The organism is Pantoea sp. OXWO6B1 (assembly GCF_001641135.1).
Taxonomy (GTDB): domain Bacteria; phylum Pseudomonadota; class Gammaproteobacteria; order Enterobacterales; family Enterobacteriaceae; genus Pantoea; species Pantoea allii.
Window position 1 is genome coordinate 393394 of sequence record NZ_LWLR01000001.1, and the last position, 24200, is coordinate 417593.

21 protein-coding genes are annotated in these 24200 nt (G+C 55.5%); 8 read left to right on the plus strand and 13 right to left on the minus strand.

What is annotated here, in order from left to right:
• Positions 1–123: 123 nt before the first annotated feature.
• From A6A26_RS04205 to A6A26_RS04230, 6 genes are all read left to right on the plus strand, one after another.
• Positions 124–1233 carry an ABC transporter ATP-binding protein gene (locus A6A26_RS04205; protein ID WP_063877605.1) on the plus strand — a complete coding sequence of 370 codons (1110 nt, stop codon included), beginning with the start codon at positions 124–126 and terminating at the stop codon, positions 1231–1233.
• Positions 1230–2096 (plus strand): ABC transporter permease, encoded by an 867-nt coding sequence (locus tag A6A26_RS04210; protein WP_063877606.1) that lies wholly within the window; start codon positions 1230–1232, stop codon positions 2094–2096. The genes A6A26_RS04205 and A6A26_RS04210 overlap by 4 nt, the downstream gene beginning before the upstream one ends.
• Positions 2096–2932 (plus strand): ABC transporter permease, encoded by an 837-nt coding sequence (locus A6A26_RS04215; RefSeq protein ID WP_063877607.1) that lies wholly within the window; start codon positions 2096–2098, stop codon positions 2930–2932. Before A6A26_RS04210 ends, A6A26_RS04215 begins: the two co-directional genes overlap by 1 nt.
• Positions 2933–2963: 31 nt before the next feature.
• Positions 2964–4067, plus strand: coding sequence for an extracellular solute-binding protein (locus tag A6A26_RS04220; protein WP_063877608.1), 1104 nt, complete (start codon positions 2964–2966; stop codon positions 4065–4067).
• Positions 4068–4104: 37 nt separating this feature from the next.
• Positions 4105–4851, plus strand: coding sequence for a glycerophosphodiester phosphodiesterase family protein (locus A6A26_RS04225; RefSeq protein WP_063877609.1), 747 nt, complete (start codon positions 4105–4107; stop codon positions 4849–4851).
• A 211-nt stretch (positions 4852–5062) separates the two neighbouring features.
• Complete coding sequence (locus A6A26_RS04230) at positions 5063–6142, plus strand: porin (RefSeq protein ID WP_063877610.1); 1080 nt, start codon at positions 5063–5065, stop codon at positions 6140–6142.
• Between the two features lie 119 nt (positions 6143–6261).
• Here A6A26_RS04230 and A6A26_RS04235 read toward each other — a convergent pair whose 3' ends face one another.
• From A6A26_RS04235 to A6A26_RS04250, 4 genes are all read right to left on the minus strand, one after another.
• Positions 6262–7200 (minus strand): alpha/beta hydrolase, encoded by a 939-nt coding sequence (locus A6A26_RS04235; protein ID WP_063877611.1) that lies wholly within the window; start codon positions 7198–7200, stop codon positions 6262–6264.
• Positions 7201–7370: 170 nt separating this feature from the next.
• A complete protein-coding gene (locus tag A6A26_RS04240) occupies positions 7371–7709 on the minus strand; it encodes a hypothetical protein (protein ID WP_063877612.1) in 339 nt (112 codons plus the stop codon).
• Positions 7710–7739: 30 nt separating this feature from the next.
• Positions 7740–9083, minus strand: a complete 1344-nt coding sequence (locus tag A6A26_RS04245) for a cation:proton antiporter (RefSeq protein WP_063877613.1) — start codon at positions 9081–9083, stop codon at positions 7740–7742.
• Between the two features lie 61 nt (positions 9084–9144).
• Positions 9145–10353 carry an MFS transporter gene (locus A6A26_RS04250; RefSeq protein ID WP_063877614.1) on the minus strand — a complete coding sequence of 403 codons (1209 nt, stop codon included), beginning with the start codon at positions 10351–10353 and terminating at the stop codon, positions 9145–9147.
• Between the two features lie 93 nt (positions 10354–10446).
• Here A6A26_RS04250 and A6A26_RS04255 point away from each other — a divergent pair, with 93 nt between their 5' ends.
• Positions 10447–11379, plus strand: a complete 933-nt coding sequence (locus A6A26_RS04255) for a LysR family transcriptional regulator (protein WP_063877615.1) — start codon at positions 10447–10449, stop codon at positions 11377–11379.
• 62 nt (positions 11380–11441) lie between these two features.
• Here A6A26_RS04255 and A6A26_RS04260 read toward each other — a convergent pair whose 3' ends face one another.
• The 8 genes from A6A26_RS04260 to A6A26_RS04295 form a co-directional block, all read right to left on the minus strand.
• The gene (locus A6A26_RS04260) at positions 11442–11945 is read right to left on the minus strand and encodes a TIGR00645 family protein (protein WP_063881054.1); all 504 of its coding nucleotides are present in this window, start codon (positions 11943–11945) and stop codon (positions 11442–11444) included.
• 54 nt (positions 11946–11999) lie between these two features.
• A complete protein-coding gene (gene kdpD, locus A6A26_RS04265) occupies positions 12000–14675 on the minus strand; it encodes a two-component system sensor histidine kinase KdpD (protein WP_063877616.1) in 2676 nt (891 codons plus the stop codon).
• 13 nt (positions 14676–14688) lie between these two features.
• Positions 14689–15258 (minus strand): potassium-transporting ATPase subunit KdpC, encoded by a 570-nt coding sequence (gene kdpC / locus A6A26_RS04270; protein WP_063877617.1) that lies wholly within the window; start codon positions 15256–15258, stop codon positions 14689–14691.
• A 10-nt stretch (positions 15259–15268) separates the two neighbouring features.
• Positions 15269–17314, minus strand: coding sequence for a potassium-transporting ATPase subunit KdpB (kdpB, locus tag A6A26_RS04275; RefSeq protein WP_063877618.1), 2046 nt, complete (start codon positions 17312–17314; stop codon positions 15269–15271).
• Positions 17311–18999, minus strand: a complete 1689-nt coding sequence (gene kdpA / locus A6A26_RS04280; RefSeq protein WP_063877619.1) for a potassium-transporting ATPase subunit KdpA — start codon at positions 18997–18999, stop codon at positions 17311–17313. Before kdpA ends, kdpB begins: the two co-directional genes overlap by 4 nt.
• On the minus strand, positions 18999–19088 hold the full coding sequence (gene kdpF, locus A6A26_RS04285; RefSeq protein WP_015699348.1) for a K(+)-transporting ATPase subunit F: 90 nt from the start codon (positions 19086–19088) through the stop codon (positions 18999–19001). Before kdpF ends, kdpA begins: the two co-directional genes overlap by 1 nt.
• Before the next feature lie 109 nt (positions 19089–19197).
• Positions 19198–20364 (minus strand): HD-GYP domain-containing protein, encoded by a 1167-nt coding sequence (locus A6A26_RS04290; protein WP_063877620.1) that lies wholly within the window; start codon positions 20362–20364, stop codon positions 19198–19200.
• Between the two features lie 151 nt (positions 20365–20515).
• The gene (locus A6A26_RS04295; protein WP_063877621.1) at positions 20516–21019 is read right to left on the minus strand and encodes a GNAT family N-acetyltransferase; all 504 of its coding nucleotides are present in this window, start codon (positions 21017–21019) and stop codon (positions 20516–20518) included.
• Positions 21020–21090: 71 nt separating this feature from the next.
• On the opposite strand from A6A26_RS04295, the gene A6A26_RS04300 reads away from it, so the two are divergent.
• Positions 21091–22923 (plus strand): ABC transporter ATP-binding protein, encoded by a 1833-nt coding sequence (locus tag A6A26_RS04300; protein WP_063877622.1) that lies wholly within the window; start codon positions 21091–21093, stop codon positions 22921–22923.
• On the opposite strand, the gene A6A26_RS04305 is transcribed toward A6A26_RS04300, so the two are convergent.
• Complete coding sequence (locus A6A26_RS04305) at positions 22920–24044, minus strand: GNAT family N-acetyltransferase (protein ID WP_063877623.1); 1125 nt, start codon at positions 24042–24044, stop codon at positions 22920–22922. The genes A6A26_RS04300 and A6A26_RS04305 overlap by 4 nt on opposite strands.
• Positions 24045–24200: the final 156 nt, after the last annotated feature.

The window sequence follows — 24200 nt, forward strand, 5'->3', positions numbered from 1 at the left end:
GTATTAACCTATCTCAATGTTAAATATGGGTTTTAAAAACTTAACGAATTCTTAACCTGCCTGAAATTGCTTAAATTAACATCCGACAATTATTATGCACATCGCATTAATTGCAAGGCACACATGCAGACTAAGACGGGGCAGCCATACGTGAACACACTCGAGATCCATAATGCCATGCTGACGTTCGACGATTTTGTCGCACTGAACGGCATTTCACTTCAGGCCAAAAAAGGGCAGTTTGTCTCCCTGCTTGGCCCATCTGGATGTGGCAAAACCACGCTGCTTAAAGTTATTGCCGGCTTTCACAGTCTTGATAGTGGCGACGTGCTGATCCATCAACAGGACATGCATCATGTTAAGCCTGAACATCGCGACACGGCGATGTGCTTTCAGTCCTATGCGCTTTTTCCTCACCTTTCCGTTGCTGAAAATATCGGTTTTGGCCTGAAGCAGATGAAGATGGCAAAAACGGACATCCAGCAGCGCGTGGCGCAAACCGCCTCTCAGGTATCGCTCAATGCGCATTTGCCTAAGCTGCCTGCCCAGCTCTCCGGCGGTCAGCAGCAGCGCGTTGCGCTGGCCAGAGCGCTGGCGGTACGGCCGGAAATCGTTCTGTTTGATGAGCCACTGTCGAACCTGGATGCCAAATTACGCGACAGCGTTCGGTTGGAGATCCGACAGCTACAGCGTTCACATGGCTTTACCGCTATCTATGTCACGCACGATCGTGCCGAAGCCCTGTCGATGTCTGACGTCGTGGTGGTCATGAATGCGGGAAAGATTGAGCAAACCGGCACCCCTGACGATATCTATTATTCGCCAGTAAACCGCTTTGTCGCGGGGTTTGTCGGTCAGGCTAACTTCATGAAAGCCCGCGTACTGGACGGGGACAGCAGCACGGGTATTTATCGTATTGCGTGTGTCATGGGCGAAATGGAAATACACAGTCACCAGCCGCCCGTCTCAGACTCTGTCTATACCTTCTGGCGTCCTGAGGATGCCCTGCTGAGCGAACACAGCACGGGGAAAAACACCCGCGCTTTCGAGATCGGTGCAGTGAGTTTTCTTGGCAATATTTCTGAACTCCAGGTCCATCCGATTGGGCATGAAGAAACGGAATATCAGTGGTGTATCCAGTTGGTCGGCAAAAACCACATACAGGAAGGTGACCGGGTTAACTTCTCCATTGCGCCTGACAGAATCCGTTTTTTACAGGAAAGCTGTTCATGAAAACGCGCAACCGGAACAGGCTGTGTTGGCTGCTGGTTCTGCCTGCCGTCGCGCCGGTGGTGCTCACGCTGGTGCTGATTGTCATCATGGCGTTGGCGCAGTCCGTTGGCCTGTTTAATTTTGGCGCTCCGGCCCACTTCACGCTTCAGTACTGGCAAACCATCCTGAACGACAGTCAGCTGTGGCGCGCGACAGGCTATTCACTCAAGATTGGCGTCATCAGTGCCGTTCTGTCCGTCGCGCTGGCGCTCCCGTTAGCGCTGTGGCTGAGAAAGCCCTTTCCCGGCTCAATGCTGATGGGCGGTTTGCTCAAAGCCCCGCTGATGGTGCACGGACTGGTCGCCGCGCTGTTGTTCATCAATCTGATCTCCTGGCAGGGCTTTATTAACCTGGGGTTACTTAAACTGGGGATCATCTCTCACCCCATCAGGATGCAGAATGACCGCTGGGGAATTGGCGTGATTATTTTGCAGGTCTGGAAACAGCTTCCCTATGCCTTGCTGATTATTACCGGCAGCCTGCGCGCCATTGGTGATGAACTCTTTGATGCCGCGCGAGATTTGGGTGCCGGCAACGCTGCCCGGCTGTTACAGATCATTCTGCCTTTATCCATTAAATCCGTTCAGGTGTCGCTGGTGCTGATTTTCATCGGCGCATTGGGTGACTTTTCATTTCAGGTGGTTGCAGGGCCGACCAGCGTCTTTTCCCTGTCGCAATACATGCTGCGTTTCCCCGAAATCAGCGCCCAGGGCTGGAATCTTGCGGCGGTTGTCGCGGTTATTTTAATGCTGGCGGCTTTTGTCGGTGCGGTCGTGCTTGCCGGTCTGGCGAAATGGCTACAACAAGCCGGAGAAAACAAATAATGCAAGCCAGAGAGACCTTGTCCCCGCTGCGGGTCATCATGATGATCCTGATCACCGCCCTGTTTATGCTGTGGCTGGTTATTCCCTTTATGTTGACCGTACTGTGGTCACTCGTCGACAAAACCCATCCCTGGGCATGGCCAGATGCCCTGCCGCCCGTTCTCTCGCTGGGCCGTTGGGTCGAGGTATGGACCACGACCGCGCTACCTCAGGCACTCAGGAACAGCTATCTACTGGCGGCAACCGTGTCCATCTGCACCCTGGTGCTGGCCCTGCCTGCGGCGTGGGCGTTCGGCAGAATGTCATTCTCCGGCAAGCACCTGTTACAGAATGCAATTTTACTGCCGCTGATCGTACCAGGGTTTGTCGTCGCGCTGTTTTTTTCCATGCTGTTGAACGTCGCGGGCATCCACACCCGATTTGGCGGCATTTTGCTGGGACATACCATTATATTAATGCCCTACGCCGTGCGAATTCTGACCCTCTCTTTCTCTCAAATACGCCAGGACACGCTCGATGCGGCACGCGATATGGGCGCCTCTGTTATTAATCGTTTTATTGTGGCTTGTTTACCCACCATCCGGCCCGGAATATTTGCCGCATTAATTATTGTCTTTACGTTATCAATAGAAGAATTCGCGATAAGTTTTATTGTCGGCTCACCCGATTTTATTACCGTGCCGACCATTCTGTATTCCTATCTGGGTTACAACTTTATCCGACCCAATGCGGCGGTTATTTCTTTAATGCTGGTTGTGCCAAATGTCATTTTAATGTTGATAGCAGAAAAATTACTGACTAAAAACCCTGTTGCCTCCTTTGCAGGAAAAGGCTGACAGCCATTATCACTCGTTATTGGGGACTATTATGTTCAGACTATTTGCCGCAATGTTATTGCTGGCCGGGGCTTTCTGTAGCCAGGCTCAGGATCTGACCACGATGAACTGGCAACAGATTGTCGAGCAGGCTAAGAAAGAAGGGACATTAACCTGGTATCACTGGTATTACCAGGATCGTTTAAAAGAACAGGTCAGCCTGTTTGAAAAACAGTATGGCATTAAGGTCACGCTCTCTGAAGGCCCACTGCAGGGCAATATTAATAAACTCATGGCTGACCGTGGACGTGAAGCGGGCGATATCGATCTGTTTTCCATTGGCGGTGGCGCCTTCGGTACGGTATCACCACAGCAGACATTTTTTGGTCCGATTAATACATTACTTCCTGAAGGTAAAACCCTAAATTATTCGATTGAGGGAACCGACAGCAAAGGCTATGGCGTGGCGTTTTGGGGCAACCAGACGGGCCTGGCTTATGATTCCCGTCGCATGAAAGAAAGCGAGCTGCCCAGAACCCTGCCGCAGATAACGGCCTTCCTGCAAAGTCATCCACAGGAATTTGGTTTTAACGTCGAAAACGGTGGGTCGGGTCCGGCGTTTATTGAGTCAGTCACTCGCACGCTGGTGCCGGGTTTTGATTTTACCAAAGGCGATGCCGATGTAAAAAGCCTGACGGCGCTCCAGCCCGCCTGGAACTGGTTCAAACAGCAACGTCCCAATTACATCATTACCGCGTCTAACGCCGACAGCGTTACCCGACTGGTCAGCGGCGAGTTTCTGCTGGTGCCGGCCTGGGAAGATTATCTGGTGGGCTTAGAAAACCACGGTGAAGTCCCTAAAACCATCAAACTTTATATTCCTGACTTCGGCATGCCCGGCGGCGGAAATATGGTGGCCATTCCTAAAAACGCACAACACAAAGCAGCAGCCTTGCTGTTTATACACTGGCTGACGCTGCCCACCACCCAACGGCTGTTTCAGCAGGTTTATGGCATCACGCCGCAAAATAAAGAAGTGAATCGCGATGCCGGGCTAATCAACAGCAAAGAGCGCATTCATGGTACCCAGTTCATGCCTAAGCCGCTGGGTGATGAAGTCAGAACAGAATTTTCTAATCAGGTCTTACTCAAGTAGATCGGCGATACACCCATAACAGAAGGTAAAGCGAAGAATGTCGAAGAAAAAACATCCTGTGCGCGTGGTGAACTCGCACCTGATTGCCCACCGTGGCGCGCCCCTGTTAGCGCCAGAAAACACGCTGCCTTCGTTTCAGGCCGCCGTTGAACACGGGGCAACGTGGATAGAGGTGGATGTCAAACTGACCAAAGATATGCACCCGGTCATTATTCATGATGATGCTGTCGACCGGACCACCAATGGTAAAGGCTATGTGGCGAACTTAACGCTGGATGAGATCCGCTCGCTGGATGCTGGCGTGCGTTACGGTCACATCTTTAAAGGCGTCAAAGTGCCCACGCTGGCTGAAACAGTGGGCTTTGTGCTGGATAAAGGCATCGGGCTGCAGCTGGAAATTAAGCCGACCTCAGGACAGGAAATTGAAACGGCGGAGATTGCGATTACCCAGTTGAAGTCGCTGTGGCCCGCAGGCGAGAAGAAGTTATTTATTAGCAGCTTCTCTGAACTCTCGTTACAGGTTGCCGCAAAGATTATGCCGGACGTCCCACGTGGACTGGCGGTGTGCGTGCCGCCGAAAGATCCTGCAGCGCTGCTCGCCAGAACAGATTGCCAGATCCTGCATTTCCTGGGCGACTTCGCCACGGACGATGACCTGCAGCGCCTGTCCCATTCAGGGATTGAGTTCGCGATTGCCACCATTAATGACCCGGCACTGGCCCGCAAATATATCGACGCGGGCGCGCAAACGGTGTTAAGCGATATACCCGACTTAGCATTTTAATAAAAAGTATTTTAATAAAAAACCATCAGGGCATTACCTGCCTGAAGGGCTGGCACCAGGGAAAAGCATTATAAAAAATGGCCATATTATTTATGGCCAGATAATTGATTTTATTGTTTCGCTATTCGACAAAACGAATGTGACGTTGAAATAAATGCCGCCCTGCGCGGTTACATCCTCACGCTTCAATGACTAGATAAGGGTAGATGATATGCACAACAAAATAAAAACAGTCGCGCCGTATGCAATATGTTTTCTGGTTTCATTTTCTGCATGCTCCGCCGAAATTTATAATAAAGACGGTAATAAACTCGACCTCTACGGTAAAGTCGATGCGCGCCATGTGTTTTCCGATAATATCGCGGAAGATGGTGACAACTCTTATGCACGTCTGGGCTTTAAAGGTCAGACGCAAATCAACGATAAGCTTACCGGCTATGGTCAATGGGAATATAATTTCCAGTTGAATCACAGTGAAGGCGCCACCGACGCCCAAACAGGTAATGCCACGCGGTTGGGGTTTGCCGGTCTGAAGCTGGATGACTTCGGTTCATTCGATTATGGTCGCAGCTTTGGCGCACTGTATATTGCCTCTGCCTACACAGACATGGCGCCAATCTACGGTTCTGGCACCATGACCACCAACGATAACTTCCTGTCAAAACGCTCGACCGGTCTTGCGACCTGGCACTCCCCGGACTGGGGCGGATTAAAGTTAACCCTGCAGTACCAAGGGAAAAATGATCGTTCAACCGCCAAACTGGCGAACGGGGATGGCTACGGTGCCGGTCTGACCTACAGCATCACCGATGGCTTGAGCATTGCCGCCGCGGGCATGAAAGCAAAACGTACCCTGACTCAGCAAGCTGACGGCCAGGGAGACGAGGCGACCGCCTGGGTAACGGCGGCGAAATATGATGCCAACCAAATCTATCTGGCCGCCATGTACGGTGAAGCCAACGATGTGACGCCTTATGGACAGCTGGCACAGGTCGCCGATAAAACCCATAACTTTGAGGCGATTGCGCAATACCAGTTCCTGAACGGCTTGCGTCCCTCTGTTGGGTTTGTGACACAGCGTGGCGAAAACCTGCAGGGCGCGGGGAATTTTGCCGGTGGCAGCCAGACTATGCAGAAATATATTGCGGTGGGCACCTACTACTATTTCAACAAGAACATGCTGACCTATGTGGATTACCGCATTAACTTGCTGAAAGAAAATGACTTTACCCGTGCAACCGGCATTACGACAAAAAACAGTATCGGTATGGGCCTGACTTATCAGTTTTAACAGGCGGCCCCTGCCTGCACACGTGCTTTAACCTGTATCGCTTCAATCCTGAGAATCGCTACTGTCGCGAGGCCGGCGAATGCCGGCTTTTTTTTTACGTCAGTCCGCAGAGAAAATGGCTAAAGGGCGGAGGTGGCAGCGTGCCTGACGGGTGACGTGCCCTGACCCAGGTTTTCCAGCCATTTCACGTAAGCCTGATCCCACAGGGCGGCAGGCGTGCCGGCTTTACCTAGTCCAAAACCATGTCCACCGCTGGAAAGCTGGATCAGCTGTACTGGCACACGATTGCGACGGCAGGTGTCACGCATTAACTGGGTATTAAAGGGTTTTGAGGTGTGATCGTCGCCGGCCTGGGCCAGAAATGTGGGCGGATACAGATTCGTCACGTAGTTTTGTACGGACCAACTGGCTTCTTCCTGCGGGCTGGCGTCGTTGCCCACCATCATCAGGTGAGTATTGGTATGTTGATACGGCGCTTCCAGCGTAATCACCGGATAGATCAGCCCTACGCTGTCGGCTTTTGGCACTTCCTGATCCAGCCTGTCAACGGGCGTGTATGACTGAAACTCCGGGCGTGCCGCCGCCATGCCCAGTAAATGTCCACCGGCTGAAAAGCCTAAGACATGCACTTTACGTTCAAACGATCGTATCAGGCGCAGGGCACGCTGTGCATCCTGCAAGGGCGCAAGATTACCCGCCTGCCATTTCTCGCGCGGCAAACGATAGCTCAGCACGTAGGCGGTATAACCATTGGCATTTAACCAGTGCGCGACGGGCCAGGCTTCGCGGCCCATGCCAATCCAGCGATAACCGCCACCGGCCGCGATTAATACCGCTTCGCCGTTGGGATTTTCTGGCCTGAAACGTTGAATCGCCGGGCTGACAATATTGGACCATGAACCCCATGCATCAACATGCAGGGTGCCAGACGGACCGCCGCCGCCGGGCGGTTCGTCCGGCCAGAGGGGAATAATATCATCGCGGGCAAACAGTTTGCTGGTAGCCAGTGAGAGCGCAAGCGCTCCTGTGCCGAAAATAAAGCGTCGACGCGTAATCATGATGCCTGTTAAATCAATGCTATAAAAGTTAGCCGACCTTTTCGGCCCGCTGCGTTGTTATTATGTATCGCACATTTGGTTAAGACGCTGGCGATTATGTACGCAATCGGTAGTGAAAATCCATTAAAAAACGCGCCATTTTAGCGCGTTTATTGACGATTTAACGACGGTTAATCTTCTTGCTGAAACTGCGTCATTACCGTTTGCTCACACTGCTGTGAATTGGTACGCAGTTTGGCGCGTTCTTCATCGCCCAGTTGTAGCCATGCACTCGCCACTTCGTTTGCCAGCTCTTCGTCAAATTCAGGCTTACTGACGGCAGAGGAGGACTGCGATCCTGCCACGCTGGCTTTCATTTTTTCGACATACTGGTCAGCTGTCGAAACGCTTTTTTCACTGCTGACAATATGGCACAGCTGGCTGGCATACACGCTTTCTTCACTGTTCTCTGCCGCCAGTGCACTGCCAGAAGCCAGCATGCTCAGCAACAGTATCTGAGATATCTTCATCATCTACTCCTGTTATCAGTTAACTCACTCTCATGACTGGCGCTGTTTCGCCTCCAGTCGCGCCTGGCGCCAGTTGAGCAGCGGCGTCACAGAAATACCGTGGACCACGATGCTGCACACCACCAGCGTCAGCGCCATATCAACCATTATCTTTGCCTCTGCCCCGACCATGCCATGGACCCAGGCAAACGCAATATAGTTAAGACTACCAATACCACGGATACCCAGCCAGCCAATCAGCAACCGCTGAGGAACCGGCATGCCAGTGCGCAGGGTCACCAGCCAGACGGCAAGCGGTCGCACCACCGCAAACAGCAACAGCCCAAGCAGGACGCCCTGCATGTTCCAGTGGTGCGCCATGGTCACGCCAAGTACCACCATCATCATGGCAGCCAACAGGCGTTCGATAGTATCGCCAAAAGAGAGCGCATCGCCTACCACTAAACCGACCGATTTCACCATGCCACTGCTACGTTGCTGTAACCGTTTGTTGGGATTCACCAGCGCCTCGGCAGGCAGCAGCCGATCGTCATCGGGCATATCGTCTGGTTGGTAGCGTTTAAAGACGCCCAGCTCCGCACGGCGCAGGCCCAGACCAGCCGCAAAGGTGGCCAGAAAGCCCGAGGCACCGACCCATTCGGCCAGTGCATAGCTGAGCGCGATCAGCGCCAGCGCGAGGAAGTCATTGGGTGCCACATCGCCGTGGGCATTGCGCAGCCGGGTGGCCAGCAGACCGACCAGGCGACCCAGTCCAAATCCCAACAGGATGCCGCCGCCAATGGCCCACACGACATCGACAGCAGCCCAGTGCGCCACCATGCCCGTGCCCAGGCTTTCGCCGTTAAACAGCAGCAGCGCCAGAATCAGTAAGGGCAGTGCGGAACCATCGTTCATGCCCGCCTCACTGGAAATGGCTACGCGCAGGGCATCATCATCCTGAGCATCGCTCACGGAGATCAGACTCGCCAGCACAGGATCGGTGGGCGCAACAATCGCGCCAAACGCCAGGGCAATGGGCCACGACAGCCCCACCAGCCAGTGAGACAGCAGCGTCATGGCAGCGACCGTCATCAACATCGCCGGGAACGCCAGTAAGCCGCCAGCGCGCCAGCTCCGGGCCTTAAGCGGCAGGCGCAGCTTTAGGCCGGTAATGAACAACGACGCGGCCATGGTGATTTCAGTAATGTGCGTGACGAGTTCCGCATGGCGAAGGATATCGATTTCGATAACATCAAATACCCACGGCCCGCAGGCTATCCCGGCTAACAAGAAAAGACCAAAAGAGGTCACCGGGCCACGGTGTATCCACCCTGATGCCAGCGACATTAATAACAGAAGACAGCCCGTCGCAGCTGTCCAGGCAATAAAGTTCATAACGCACCGTTTTAATTGAGTTTATGACTAAGCCTGGCACATTTGCTGACGGGCGGAAGGATCAGTCCTTGAGGTGGCGACTGGCGAGACGCACGATCAGGCTGACAGCCGCGGCCAGCGTCGACAAGACCACAACGCCATTCCAGCCCCAGTGAGCAAGCGCCAGGCTGCCCAGCGCCGCACCGCTCGCCATGCCGATAAACACGATGGTAAACAGCAGGGCATTCAGTCGGCTACGCGCGTCGGGCACCAGGCCATAAATCAGGGTTTGATGCGCGACCAGCGTGGCTTGCACGCCTAAATCAAAGCCAATGGTGCAGATAATGATTAATACCAGCTGACCGGGGAGCGGCAGCAGCGGCAGCAAAAACATCAGGGCGAAAGAGAACGTGACCAGAGCGGCACCAAACTGGGTGACGCGCGCCGGGCCGATACGATCGGCGACGTTACCTGCCAGCGGCGCGGCCAGTGCACCTGCTGCCCCCGCCAGGCCAAAGGCACCGGCGATAGCACTGTCAAAGTGAAAACGTTCGCTGAGCATGATCGCCAGTGTGGACCAGAAGGCGCTGAAGCTCACAGAGAGCAGCCCCTGAGCCAGCGCGGCTCGTCGCAGGGTTTGATGTTCACGCCACAGCTGCACCAGCGATAAAAGCAGACGCGGATAGCTCACTGACGTGCCAGGCGTAAAGCGTGGCAGCACGCGCCACAAGGTCAGGCTGATCAGCAATACGGCCATGGCCGCTATCATGTACATCGTGCGCCAGCCAAAATACTCCGCCACCACGCCGCTCACGACCCGGGATAATAAAATCCCCACCAGTAACCCCGTCATTACCGTGCCAACGATTTTACCCCGACGTTGTGCCGGAGCCAGCGCGGCCGAGGCCGGAACAATGTCCTGCGCCACGGTCGCCGTCAGCCCGGTCACAAAGCTGGCGATGAGCAGCGCGCTGATGCCGCCGGAGAACCCACATAACAGCAGCGCCATCACCAGCAGCAATCCCTTAACTAAAATGATGGTGCGCCGATCGTGGCGATCGCCAAGCGGGGCCAGCAGCAGAATGCCTAAGGCATAACCGGCCTGCGTTAACATCGGCACCATGCCAACAGTACCGACGCTGATCTGGAACTGCTTACTGATGATATCCAGCATCGGCTGACTGTAGTAAATCGAGGCGACGCTCAGGCCCGCGCCGGCAGCCAGCGTAAAGACCAGGGGCGCGGGCAGACGTTCGGTGGCAGGTGGGGTGATATTGTTTACCGCTGACATGGTGGCATCCTCAAAAAATAGTGTGACAAGTAAAGCCTGTTTTTGACATACGCGGTAGACTCATAAAAGACAAAACGGTTATACGTGGGACGCATGAGCAATTTCAATAACAGCGATCGTATCGAATTGATGCACACTTTTATTCGCATTGTCGAGAGCGGCAGTTTGACCGCAGCCGCGTTACAACTGGGCATTACGCAACCGACAATCAGCCGCCGCTTGCAGTCTCTTGAGCAGGGGCTTGGGCTGAAGCTGATTCTGCGCACCACGCATGCGCTGAAGCTCACCGATGATGGGGAACGTTGCTATGCTCAGGCCCGGCAGCTCATGGCGACCTGGCACGCGCTGGAGGATGAACTGACCGGCGCGGGCAGTGATCCGGTCGGGATATTGCGGGTGCGGGCGCCTCATGCATTCGGTCAGGATCAACTGGTCGCACCGCTGGTGACTTTTATGCGCCGCTATCCCCGTTTACGCATTGAATGGATGCTGAACGACAGGACGCCAGACTTCGTCGCCGAGAACGTGGACTGTGCGATTCAGGTTGGCGCACCGACCGATCCTTCTGTGGTGGCTGTGCTGCTGGCTGAAGTGCCACGCATTGTCGTTGCCGCGCCCGCGCTACTCTTGCAGCATCCGCCGGTCAGGCAGGTGGAACAGCTGGGGGATTTGCCCTGGCTGGCGTTGACCAGCTTCTACCGTAACGAGATAGCGTTACAGAATCAGGACAGGGATGAACCGGTGAATCTGCCCATCGTTCCCGTGCTCAGTAGCGACAGCCTGTATGCCGTGCGCAAGGCCGCCCTGGCGGGCCTGGGTGCGGCTATTATGTCGACATGGGTCATACAGGAGGATTTGGCGCAGGGCAATCTGGTTCAGTTGATGCCGGAATGGCAGGCTCCCCCGTTGCCGGTGTGGCTGACCTATCCCTGGGCGAGCTACTATCCTGCCAGGCTGACCGCGTTTTTTGCCATGATCAAAGCGGTATTTCCGCACCTGACGGGCGCGCGCCCCGCGTCAGGCTGAACCGGGCTTCCCCCACAAGGGAAGCCGTATAACCGGACGGCGTTCGGCGATGTTGCGGTTGGTCAGACGTTTTTCTTTTCCGCTCGCGACATGTTGTCCAGCCAGCCCATCACGAAGGCCGACAGGACAAAGGTCAGATGGATGATGACGTACCACATCAGCTTTTCATTTTCGACATTGCGCGCATCCATAAATACCCGCAGCAGGTGGATGGAGGAAATCGCCACAATCGAGGCCGCGACTTTATTTTTCAGCGAGCCGGAATCCATTTTACCCAGCCAGCTCAGCTTCTCTTTGCCCTCGTCAATGTCGAGTTTGGACACAAAGTTTTCATAGCCTGACAGCATGACCATCACCAGCAGCCCGCCCACCAGCGTCATATCCACCAGCGACAGCAGCAGCAAAATCAGATCGTTTTCTGCGATGCTAAAAATGTTGGGCAACAGGTGAAAAATTTCCTGGAAAAATTTGACGGTGAGCGCCAGCAATCCCAGCGAAAGTCCAATGTAAACCGGAGCCAACAACCAGCGCGATGCATACATCAGGTTTTCGGTAAAACGTTCCATAATTTCCCAATCATAATCAGTAAGGTCGCGCATTATAACCGATCATCTGTGAAGTTATTTCAAGCCTTCAGGAGAAATTTCAGGAACCGGTGGCAGCGGTAAAGAGAGGCGGAAGCAGGCACCGCCTTCCGGGCGATTTTCCGCCCAGATCTGGCCGCCATGGCTCTCGATAATCGTTTTACAGATCGCCAGCCCCAGGCCGACGCCCGGCACCGCCGATTCTTTATCACCGCGCGAAAATTTGTCGAAAATTCGCGTCAGGTCATTGTCGGCTATGCCTGGGCCACCATCCCAGATGGCGATTTCCAGCCGCGTATTTTCACACCAGGCCCGAATGCCACGAGGCGCGCAGTTGCCTGCGTACTTCAGGCTGTTTTCAATCAGGTTGGTAAATACCCGCTCCAGGAGCGTGCTGTCGCCTTTAATCAAAACGATATCCGTAGGCAGATCGAGCTCAACCTCCCGTCCTTTGAGCGACGGAGCCATGCTGCTGAGCGCGCCGCCAATCACCTCTTCCAGCGCCAGCCACTCTTCGCGCAAATTCAGACCACCCGACTGGATACGCGCCATATCCAGCATGTTACTGACCAGGCGAATGGTACTCAGGGTTTGTTCACGAATCTGGCTGGCCTGCGGTACATACTTTGAGTCATCACTGGCCAGGTCCAGCATCAGCATTTCGGCCTGACCAAACAGCACCGTCAGCGGCGTGCGTAAATCATGGGACAGGGCTGACAACAAGGCATTACGCAGCTGTTCCCGTTCCGCAGACAGTCGCGAAGCCGCCTCACTTTGCGACAGCGCCATCCGCTCCAGGGCGTTGGCAATCAGGACGGTGAAGGTTTCCAGCAGCCGCTGCTGTTCCGGCACCATCAGCTGACGCACATTTTGCGGTTCAACGACCAGCAATCCGCGACACAAATCGCCCACTTTTAACGGAAGAATTTGGTAAGGCACCGCCGGTAAGGTATCCGTGCCTGCACCAGCAGGCTGGCCCTTACTGAAGCTCCATTTCGCAATTGCCCGATCCGGTTCATTGCCCGGCAGCGCATTGCCCAGGGTTTGCAGTTCACCCTGTTCATCGGGCAACAGCAGCAGGCAGCGCGCCTGTAACGTCGCCTCCAGCACCCGCTGGCTGGTTGCGGCGATATCTTCGGGCGTCAGGCCGCTTCCCAGTGACTTAGCCATTTCGTACAGATGCCGCGTGCGCTGCTCACGGTAACGCGCAACCCGCGCCTGATAGCGGACACCGGCCGTCAGATTACCCACAATCACCCCCACCGCCAGCATGACGCCAAAGGTCACTAAATATTGCAGATCCGACACCGCGACCGTGCCGGTTGGCGCGACGAAAAACAGGTCAAAGGCAATGATGTTCATCACCGTGGCAATGACCGACGGCCAGCGCCCATAGCGCAACGCGACGATCACCACCGCCAGCAGGTAGATCATCACGCAGTTGGCCGGATCGAAGCTGATCAGCACCGACTGCCCTGCGGCGGTGACCAGAATACACAGCACCAGCGCCATCAAAACGCCGCGCAGCTGCAGCCGCCATTTATCGCTGTTAACCCGATCCTCGGCTAACGGATGGGGCGCATCCTGAATCGGCTCATTCAGCGCCACCACCAGCAGATCCAGATCGGGCCCCAGTTGCCCCAGACGTTCGGCAAAGCTGTCACGACGCCAGCGCCGCACAGGGCGTCGCCCCGTCACGATCTTACCGAGGTTGTGTTCACGTGCGTAACGCAGGACCGCCTGCGCCTCATCCGGGTCGGAGAGCGTCGCCGTTTCGGCCCCCATATCCTGCGCCAGCTTCAGCGTGCGTAAAATAGCCCGACGCCGCGCTTCCGGCAGCCGGTTGAGGCGAGGCGTTTCCACGTAAACCGCATGCCACTCGCTGCCCAGTCTGGCGGCCAGCCGCGCCGCCGTCCGCACCAGTTTTTCACTGCCGGTGTCATCACCAATACACAGCAGAATGGCATCACGCGTATGCCAGACACGATCCCGTCCCTGGCTGTCACGCCAGGCGCGCATCTGGTCATCTACCCGATCGGCCGTGCGGCGCAGCGCCAGCTCACGCAGGGCAAACAGATTGCCTTTACGAAAGAAATTTTCGATGGCCCGTTCGGCACGATCGCCAATGTACACCTTGCCCTCTTTCAGGCGTTGGCGGAGGTCGTCGGGGGGAAGGTCGACCAGCACCACTTCGTCGGCACCGTCGAAAAAGGGATCGGGTACGGTTTCGCGTACCTGAATGCCGGTGACGCCACCGACAACATCATTCAGGCTTTCCAGATGCTGAACGTTCACTGTAGTCAGGACATCAATGCCGGCCTCCAGCAGTTCTTCAATATCCTGCCAGCGTTTGGGATGACGTGATCCTTTCACGTTGGTGTGCGCCAGCTCATCCATCAGAATGACCGCCGGATGGCGTGCCAGCGCGGCATCAAGGTCGAACTCTGCGTGCCGCGAACGGCCAGTGGCGCGGCGCGGCAACAGCACCAGTCCATTAAGAAGCTGGGCCGTTTCCGGGCGGTCGTGCGTTTCCACCACGCCCACCAGCACATCCAGTCCCTGGGCACGCAGCCGCTGCGCTTCCTGCAACATGGCATAGGTTTTCCCTACGCCCGCGCAGGCACCAAAATAGATTTTCAGTTTGCCGCGATGGCTGTCACTGCTGGCCTGCAGCAGGGCATCCGGATCGGGGCGCAGCGGTTCGTGGTTCATAGCTTCCTTAGACTTATTTGAGGTCATTCAGCGCCAGGTTAAGCTGCAGCACGTTCACAGTAGGTTCACCGATGAAGGGCAACAGCGGACGTTGCGTCATGCTGTCTACCAGTGCGTCAACTTTCGCCAGCGGTAACTGACGTGCCGCCGCAATGCGCGGGGCCTGCCACAGCGCGGCTTCAGGCGAAATCTCCGGGTCCAGCCCACTGGCGGATGTGGTAACCAGTTCCACGGGTACCGCGCCGTTGGCCTGCGGATTCGCCGCCCGTAACGCCGCTACGCGTTCTGCCACCGCTTTATCCAGCGCCGGATTGCTGGCGGCCAGATTACTGCCGCTGGATGCCAGCGGATTGTAAGGTTTATCACCGGTTGCAGAAGGCCGCCCCCAGAAATTACCGGGTTGGCTAAAATTCTGACCAATCAGCGCAGAACCCCGTTCTTCGCCATCCACTTTTAACAACGACCCGTTGGCCTGCCAGGGAAACAGCCACTGCGACAGGCCAGTGGTGAGCAAAGGATAAACCACGCCGCACACAATCGTTAGCAACAAAAGCAGGAAAACCGCCGGACGTAACTGACTCATTTTATTCTCCTCAGGCCATACCAGACAGCACGAGCAACATATCAATCGCCTTGATGCCCACAAACGGCACCAGCAGCCCACCTAATCCATAAATCAGTAAATTACGGCGCAACAGCGACGCGGCACTCAAGGGGCGATAGCTGACACCTTTAAGCGCTAAAGGGATCAGGAACACAATCACCAGGGCGTTAAAGATAACGGCCGACAGGATGGCTGATGCGGGTGAGTGCAGATGCATCACATTGAGCATATTTAACTGTGGATAGGTCGCCGCAAACGCCGCCGGGATGATGGCGAAATATTTGGCGACGTCATTGGCGATACTGAAGGTGGTCAGAGAACCGCGCGTCATCAGCATCTGTTTACCAATGTGTACCACTTCCAGCAGTTTGGTGGGGTTCGAGTCCAGATCGACCATGTTCCCCGCTTCTTTAGCCGCCTGAGTACCGGAGTTCATGGCAACCGCCACATCCGCCTGTGCCAGTGCCGGCGCATCATTGGTGCCGTCGCCGGTCATCGCGACCAGGCGCCCTTCCGCCTGATACTGACGAATCAGCGCCAGCTTGGCTTCCGGCGTCGCTTCTGACAAAAAGTCATCCACGCCCGCCTCTGCCGCAATGGCGGCCGCCGTTAGTGGGTTATCACCGGTGATCATCACGGTCTTAATGCCCATCTTGCGCAGTTCTGCGAAACGCTCTTTGATACCGCCTTTCACAATGTCTTTCAGCGCAACCACGCCCAGCACTTTTGCGCCCTCGGCCACCACCAGCGGTGTGCCACCGGCCCGCGCCACCTCTTCAACCCGGGCGTTTACTTCTGCCGGAAAGGCACCGTGGCTGGCTTCAATATGACGGCGCACCGCATCGACCGCACCTTTACGGATCAGACGGTCCTGTACGTTGACGCCGCTCATGCGGGTTTGGGCAGAGAAGGGAATAAAGCTGGCGCCCATGCTGCTCAGATCGCGTTCACGCAGGTTAAACTTTTGCTTTGCCAGTACCACAATACTGCGCCCTTCCGGGGTTTCATCCGCCAGTGACGCCAGTTGCGCAGCATCTGCCAGCTGCTCTTCCGTTACGCCGGGTGCCGGTAAAAACTGCGTTGCCTGACGGTTACCCAGGGTGATGGTGCCGGTTTTATCCAGCATCAGCACATCTACGTCCCCTGCGGCTTCGACTGCCCGGCCACTGGTGGCAATCACGTTAGCGCCCAGCATACGGCTCATCCCGGCCACACCGATGGCGGACAGCAGGCCGCCAATGGTGGTTGGGATCAGGCACACCAGCAACGCCACCAGCACCGTGATGGTAACCGGCGTGCCGCCCCAGGCTGAAAAAGGCCACAGCGTCACAGTGGCTAACAGAAACACGATGGTGAGCGACACCAGCAGAATAGTCAGGGCAATCTCGTTCGGGGTTTTACGGCGCTGCGCGCCTTCGACCATGGCGATCATCCGGTCCAGGAAGGTTTCCCCTGGGTTGGCGCTACAGGTGATGACCAGCCAGTCGGACAGAATGCGTGTCCCGCCAGTCACCGAGGCAAAATCCCCCCCCGACTCACGGATCACCGGTGCCGATTCGCCGGTGATCGCGCTTTCGTCCACCGATGCGCCCCCTTCAACGACCTCGCCATCACAGGGGATGACATCACCGGCTTCCACCAGCACCGCATCACCTTTGCGCAGTTGGTCAGCCGCAACCTGCTGCCATTTTTCGCCGTAGTGCGCAGCAGACAGTTTTTTGGCGAAGCTGGTCTTTTTAACCCCTTTCAGGCTGTTTGCCTGGGCTTTACTGCGCCCTTCCGCCAGCGCTTCTGCCATGTTGGCAAACAGCACGGTGAACCATAACCACAGGGCAATGGCACCGGTAAAACTGGCGCTACCGCTCTGGTGTCCGGTAAACATCATTAAGGCCAGAATCGTAGTCAGGATGCTGCCCAGGTAAACCACAAACATGACCGGATTGCGAAACTGCACGCGGGGATCGAGTTTTTTTACGGCATCGATCGCTGAGGCACGTAACAGCGCTGCGTCAAACACCTGTTGTTGACGACTCATGATGATTGTCCCTGAATAAGTTGCAGATGCTCGGCCACCGGACCCAGCGCCAGAGCAGGAATAAAGGTCAGCGCGCCGACCAGCAAGACGGTACCGATTAACAGGGCGATAAACAGAGGCCCGTGCGTAGGCAGCGTACCGTTACCGACCGGTTGCACTTTTTTCACCGCCATGGCACCGGCAATTGCCATGACCGGAATGATGATGCCGAAGCGTCCCAGCAGCATGCACACCGCCAGCAGCAGGTTCCAGAATGGCGTATTTGCGCTCAGGCCCGCAAAGGCGCTACCGTTGTTATTGGCAGCCGACGAGACGGCGTACAGCACTTCACTAAAGCCATGCGTTCCCGGGTTTGCCATGCCGGCGCGTCCCGCATCGGTCATCATCGCGATCGCCGTGCCAATCAGCACCAGCGCGGGGGTGACCAGAATCGCCAGGGCGGTCATTTTCATTTCCCACACGTCGATTTTCTTGCCGAGAAACTCTGGCGTGCGGCCAATCATCAACCCGGCAATAAACACCGCCAGCAAGACAAACAGCAGCATGCCGTACAGACCGGCACCGACTCCGCCAAACACCACTTCGCCCAGTTGCATCAGCAACATGGGCACCATGCCGCCCAGTGCGGTAAACGAGTCGTGCATGGCGTTCACTGCGCCACAGGAAGCCGCCGTCGTAATCACCGCATACAGGCTGGAGTTAAGGATGCCGAAGCGCGTCTCTTTGCCTTCCATATTGATAGCGCTGTCAGCGCCGAGCGTCAGGAAGTGCGGATTACCATGCAGTTCGGCCCACATCACCAGCGCCGCGGCCACCACGAACATCAACGTCATTGACCACAGCAACATATTTCCCTGACGACGATCTTTGACGCTTTCGCCAAAGGCAAAGCAGAGAGCCGCCGGAATAAGGAAGATACTTAACATCTGGACAAAATTGGTGAGTGCGGTGGGATTCTCAAACGGATGGGCGGAGTTGACGTTGAAGAAACCGCCGCCGTTGGTCCCCAGCATTTTGATTGCTTCCTGAGAGGCAACCGGCCCCATTGCCAGCGTTTGCTGTGCCCCTTCCAGACTGGTGAGGTTGTGATAAGGCAGGAAGTTCTGGATGCTGCCCTGGCTGACAAAAAACAGCGCCATCAGCAGGCTAATCGGCAGCAGAACGTAGAGCGTCACGCGCGTCAAATCACGCCAGGCATTGCCCAGCGTGGCGATAGATCGATTCGCAAAACCACGAATCAATGCAAACGCGATGGCAATACCGGTGGCAGCGGACACGAAGTTCTGCACCGTCAGTCCGACCATCTGACTGAAATAGCTTAAGGTGCTTTCGCCCGCATAAGACTGCCAGTTGGTGTTGGTGACAAAACTGATGGACGTGTTCAGCGCCAGATCCCAGCTCAGTCCGGGCAGATGCTGCGGATTAAGGGGCAACTGTCCCTGAAACATCAACATGGCCAACAGCACAGCCATGCCCAGCAGATTGAACACCAGGATCGCCAGCAAGTATTGCTGCCAGCGCATATCGCCTTGTTGGGTTCCTGAGATGCGCCACAGAAAGGCTTCTGCACGCGTAAACAGGGGCTTGTCCGCGACTAACGCGGCCAGCCCGCGCCCCAGCGGCTGCGCCATCACCATCAGTAACAGCAGATAAACCGCTATCAGTAAAAACGCATTCGCCGCCATCAGAAGGCCTCCGCATTTAACAGGGCATAAATCAGATAGCCCAGTAACAACACCACCAGCACAATGCCGGTTATTACGCCTGCGCTCACAGCAACCTCCAGAGGATTGGATTTGCTGAGTAGCTTGCGCCTGGGCACATAAAGAAAGGGTTAAAAAGCGGGTCGGGGATATAAAAAATGTATAAAAATAGCCGTAATATCAGGCGGCTTCCAGCTGCCAGATGCGCCTCAGATCCACGCCGTCCCAGCCACCGTTATCTTCGGCACAGACAATACTGTCAGTACAGAAACTGTCGCCCAGATCCAGTACCTCAGGTTTAATTTCCCGTTGCGCATGCAGTGACCAGAAAACATGCACCTTGGGTCGCTGTAATGACTTATCGCCGCCCTTCACCACCAACGCGATGCGGCCTGATGCCAGGCGGACCAGCGAACCGACAGGATACAGACCGATGGTACTGACAAAAGCGTGCAGTAAGGTGGTGTCAAAATGCCCCTGCCAGCTCAACATCATCTGCAGCGTTTTGGCGGGCGTCCAGCCTTTACGGTAGGGCCGCGTTGAGGTCAGCGCATCATAAACGTCGCAGATGGTCGTCATGCGGGAATACACGCTAATCTCATGGCCCTTCAGGCCATAGGGATAGCCAGTGCCGTCATATTTTTCATGATGATGCAGCGCTATATCGACCAGATCGTCGCCCGCATGGGCATCCATCAGCATCTGCGCACCGGCAATCGGATGTTCACACATCACCTGAAACTCATCGTCGCTGAGCTTATCGGGTTTATTGAGAATAGAGAGCGGCACCGCCGCCTTACCCAAATCATGCAGTAATCCGCCCATGCCGACCCGTTGCAGTTGCTGAGCATCCAGCCCCAGCTTTTTACCAAAGGCGATCATGAGCCCACATACCGCCATAGAGTGCAGATAGGTGTAATTGTCATGATCTTTAAGCTGCGCCACACGTAACAGCGCCGAAGGCTCACGTTCGATGGAACCGGCAATCTGATCGACAATCGCAATCATATCGCTGAGATTCAGGCCATAGCCCAGGCGTGCCTCGTTGAACATGGCCAGCACCTTTGGCTTGCCCTGTTCAAAGATATGCTGTGCCTGCTCCATTTCCTGAGAGAACGGCGCGCGGATGCCTGAATCGACTTTTTTCGGCGCAGATGGTGTCAATGAAATCGATTTCTCCATATCGATCCATAAACGCGCGATGCCTTCATGACGAAACATCAAAACCTGACGTTGATCGGTGATCAACATCTGGTTGCGAATGCGTTTGTCTTTAAACCACCAGACTTCGAGTTTGTGGACGAACATACCCGGTTTCAGTTCGTCGATTGTTATGAGTTTAATCACAATCTCCCTCCAGAGTATCAGCGGGTGATATCGTGATATCGGCAGGCACGCGGTTTTATGCAGGTCATTTTGTGCGAACTGTGGTGCAGCACAAATTTTAGACGCCAGAGAGAGAGTTTTCCCGTTCACCGGTAAAAGAAAACGGGCGTGGTTACGCTTTCTCAGTGAGCAATATTGCCATCATCACCACATCGTGAAGTTTACCTTCACGCAGCGATGCCTGACGACGGACGCCCTCACGCTCAAAGCCCAGTCGTTCATAGAGCGCTAACGCCCGATGATTATCGTGGAACACTTCCAGCTCCATGCGGGTGATGCCCAGCCAGTTACGGGCATAATCCATGGCGTTACGAATTAAATGCGCGCCGATGCCGCGACCGGAAAAGGCAGGATTGACGCCAATACCGAAACTGATGCAGTGCCGGGTACGCGGATTATGATTAGTGAACAGCGTGAGTTCGCCCACCATTTCACCGTCAACTTCGGCGATAAAATTGATAAAGCCTTCCGCATCCATCTTTGCAAACTTCTTCTCCCAGGTGGCTACGCTGGGAAAAGGCAACTGTAGCGTCCAGGGATAAACGTCCGGATGACCGTAAAGACGTTGATAAGCCGCCGCATCGTGCGGCTCACGGCCGCGCAGAGTGATATCCATATTTAATCCTTTTTAATCGGGCATACACATGCACTAAGCTGTAACTCTTATCGAACGGAAAGAGTGACTCTATGTTGTATCGTCGTTTCGAACGTTTTATCAATATTTTTCAGGATGCACCGACCGACATGCCGCCCTCGCGGGTTTGGCCGTTTTATTTTTACTATCTGCGCCAGGTATGGCCGAGCTTTGCCGCGTTGCTGGTGGTGGGATTAATCGGCGCGCTGATTGAGGTAGCGCTGTTCAGTTATCTGAGCCGCATTATTGATTTGGTGAACCACTCTACGCCGGCCACGTTGTTCCGGGATAACTGGCAAACGTTGTTGTGGATGGGCTGTGTTGCGCTGATACTGCGGCCGGTTTTTATTGCGCTGCACGATATGCTGGTTCATCAGAGCATCAACCCCGGCATGACCAGTATGATCCGCTGGCAGCATCATAATTATGTCCTGCGGCAGAGCATGAACTTTTTTCAGAACGACTTTGCCGGGCGGATTGCGCAACGTATTTTGCAAACCGGTAACTCGCTGCGCGACTCTGCGGTGCAACTGGTGGATGCGATCTGGCATGTGCTGATCTATGCCGCAACGGCGCTGGTACTGTTTGCAGAAGCCGACTGGCGCCTGATGATTCCATTGATTATCTGGATTGTGGCCTACGTTGCCGCGCTGCGCTATTTCGTGCCACGGGTTAAATCCCGTTCGGTGGTGTCGTCAGAGGCCCGCTCGAAGCTGATGGGCACCATTGTTGACGGCTATACCAACATCGCCACCATTAAGCTGTTCGCGCACAGCGATCTGGAACGTCAGTACGCCCGCGAAGCGATTCAGGAGCAGACGGATAAGACGCAGCAGGCTAACCGGATGGTGACCAGCATGGATCTGACGCTGTCGACGCTGAACGGGATGTTGATTGTCTCAACCTCTGGCCTGGCACTGTGGCTGTGGAGCGAATCGCTGATTAGCGTAGGGGCGATTGCCCTGGCAACCGGCCTTGTGATCCGCCTGGTCAACATGTCCGGCTGGGTGATGTGGGTCGTCAACGGTATTTTTGAAAACATCGGCATGGTGCAGGACGGACTCAACACCATTTCACAGCCGCTCAGCGTGCAGGACGCTCCCAAAGCAACCCAGCTAAAGGTGGCGCAAGGTGAGATTCGTTTTCAGGACATCCGTTTTGACTACGGTGGGGGCCGTCCGGTCATTGATGGCCTGAATCTGACCATCAAACCCGGTGAAAAGATTGGCCTGATTGGGCCTTCCGGTGCGGGTAAATCCACCCTGGTGAACCTGTTGCTGCGCCTGTACGACCTCAACGGCGGTCGTATCCTGATTGACGGTCAGAATATTGCTGAGGTGACGCAGGAGAGCCTGCGCAGCCAGATCGGGATGATCACCCAGGATACCTCACTGCTGCACCGTTCCATCCGCGAAAACCTGCTGTACGGACGACCAAATGCCAGTGAAGAGGCGCTTCAGTTAGCCATCCAGCGCGCCCGCGCCGATGAGTTTATCCCGTTGCTGTCCGATTCACAGGGCCGTTTTGGCCTGGATGCCCATGTGGGCGAACGCGGCGTGAAACTGTCAGGCGGTCAGCGCCAGCGCGTGGCCATCGCCCGTGTGCTGCTGAAAGATGCGCCGATCCTGATTATGGATGAAGCGACGTCCGCGCTCGACTCGGAAGTGGAAGCCGCGATTCAGGAAAGCCTGGAATCCTTGATGAAGGGTAAAACCGTGATTGCCATTGCTCACCGTCTGTCCACCATCGCCAAAATGGATCGTCTGGTGGTGCTGGAAAAAGGCCAGATTGTGGAAATCGGTAGCCATCATGAGCTACTGGCACAAAACGGCCTTTATGCCCGTCTGTGGCAGCACCAGACGGGGGGATTTGTGGGCGCAGATTAATCGCCGCGTCGATAGGGCAAGGCGTCACGGGCTTCATCGGCCCACAGGTGGACGCCTTGCCGCTCCTGCTGCAAAAAATCCTCTACGGCGGCGCGCAGGCCGGGATGGCACAGATAGTGCCAGGAGTGGGTAATCTGAGGCTCAAAACCCCGCACCAGCTTGTGCTCGCCCTGCGCGCCAGCATCAAAGCGTTGCAGCCCTTCCGCTATGGCGAAATCCATCCCCTGATAAAAGCAGGTTTCAAAGTGGAGCCGGTCAAATTCCGCCAGGCATCCCCAGTAGCGGCCATACAGGCTTTCGCCATCTTTAAGATAGAAGGCCATCGCCGCAGGTTGCTGCTGTAAACGGGCGATCACGACGCGAATATTGTCCGGCATCCTCTCAGCCAGCAGGCTGAAGAAGGCACGGGTCAGATAGGGACGCTGACCGCGCACCGCATACGTATTGGCATAGCAGGTATAGACAAAATCCCACTGATCCTCACGCAGTTGATCGCCGCGATACCAGTCAAATGCAAAACCGCTCTGTACGACCTGCTCGCGCTCTTTACGCAACTGTTTGCGTTTACGCGACATCAGCGTATCCAGAAAGTCCTGAAAGTCGCGATAGCCCCGATTGTGCCAGTGATACTGGCAGCCCAGTCGTGCCAGCCAGTCAGGTTGCGCCGCCAGCAAGGCGTTCGCTTGCGGATCGGTGAAGTTGATATGCGCACCATTTAACCCCTGCTCCGCCAGCGCGTCCGGTAACGCAGCAAGAAGCCGGGCGGCGGCGTCCGGTGCACCAAGCACGCGTGCGCCAGTAACCGGGCTGAAAGGAATCGCGCCCAGCCATTTTGGGTAGTAAGGAATGCCGGCACGCTGGCAGGCATCGGCCCAGGCGTGATCGAACACGTATTCACCCTGAGAATGGAATTTTTGATAGCCGGGAAGAGCGGCGCGAAGCTCGCCTGCCTCACGCCAGAGGAGATGATCGGACTGCCAGCCCCTTTCTGGCCTGACGCTGCCGCTTTCCTCCAGGCTCAGTAAAAATGCGTGACGTAAAAAGGGCTGTTGATCGGTCAACAGGGCATCCCATTCAGCGGCAGGAATGTCTGAAAGCGAACTCAGGTGAAACAACGACATGCATAACTCCAGACGGCAACCGGTGACACAGTAGTCAAGCAGGTTTTAGGTTTCAGGGAAAGAAGGAGGGCACGGAATGCTTCATGCAGACCCTGCTCAGGCGCACGCGCTACCTGAAGCGTAGTTTGGTTTTGACGTTAATCCCGTCACCTGTTC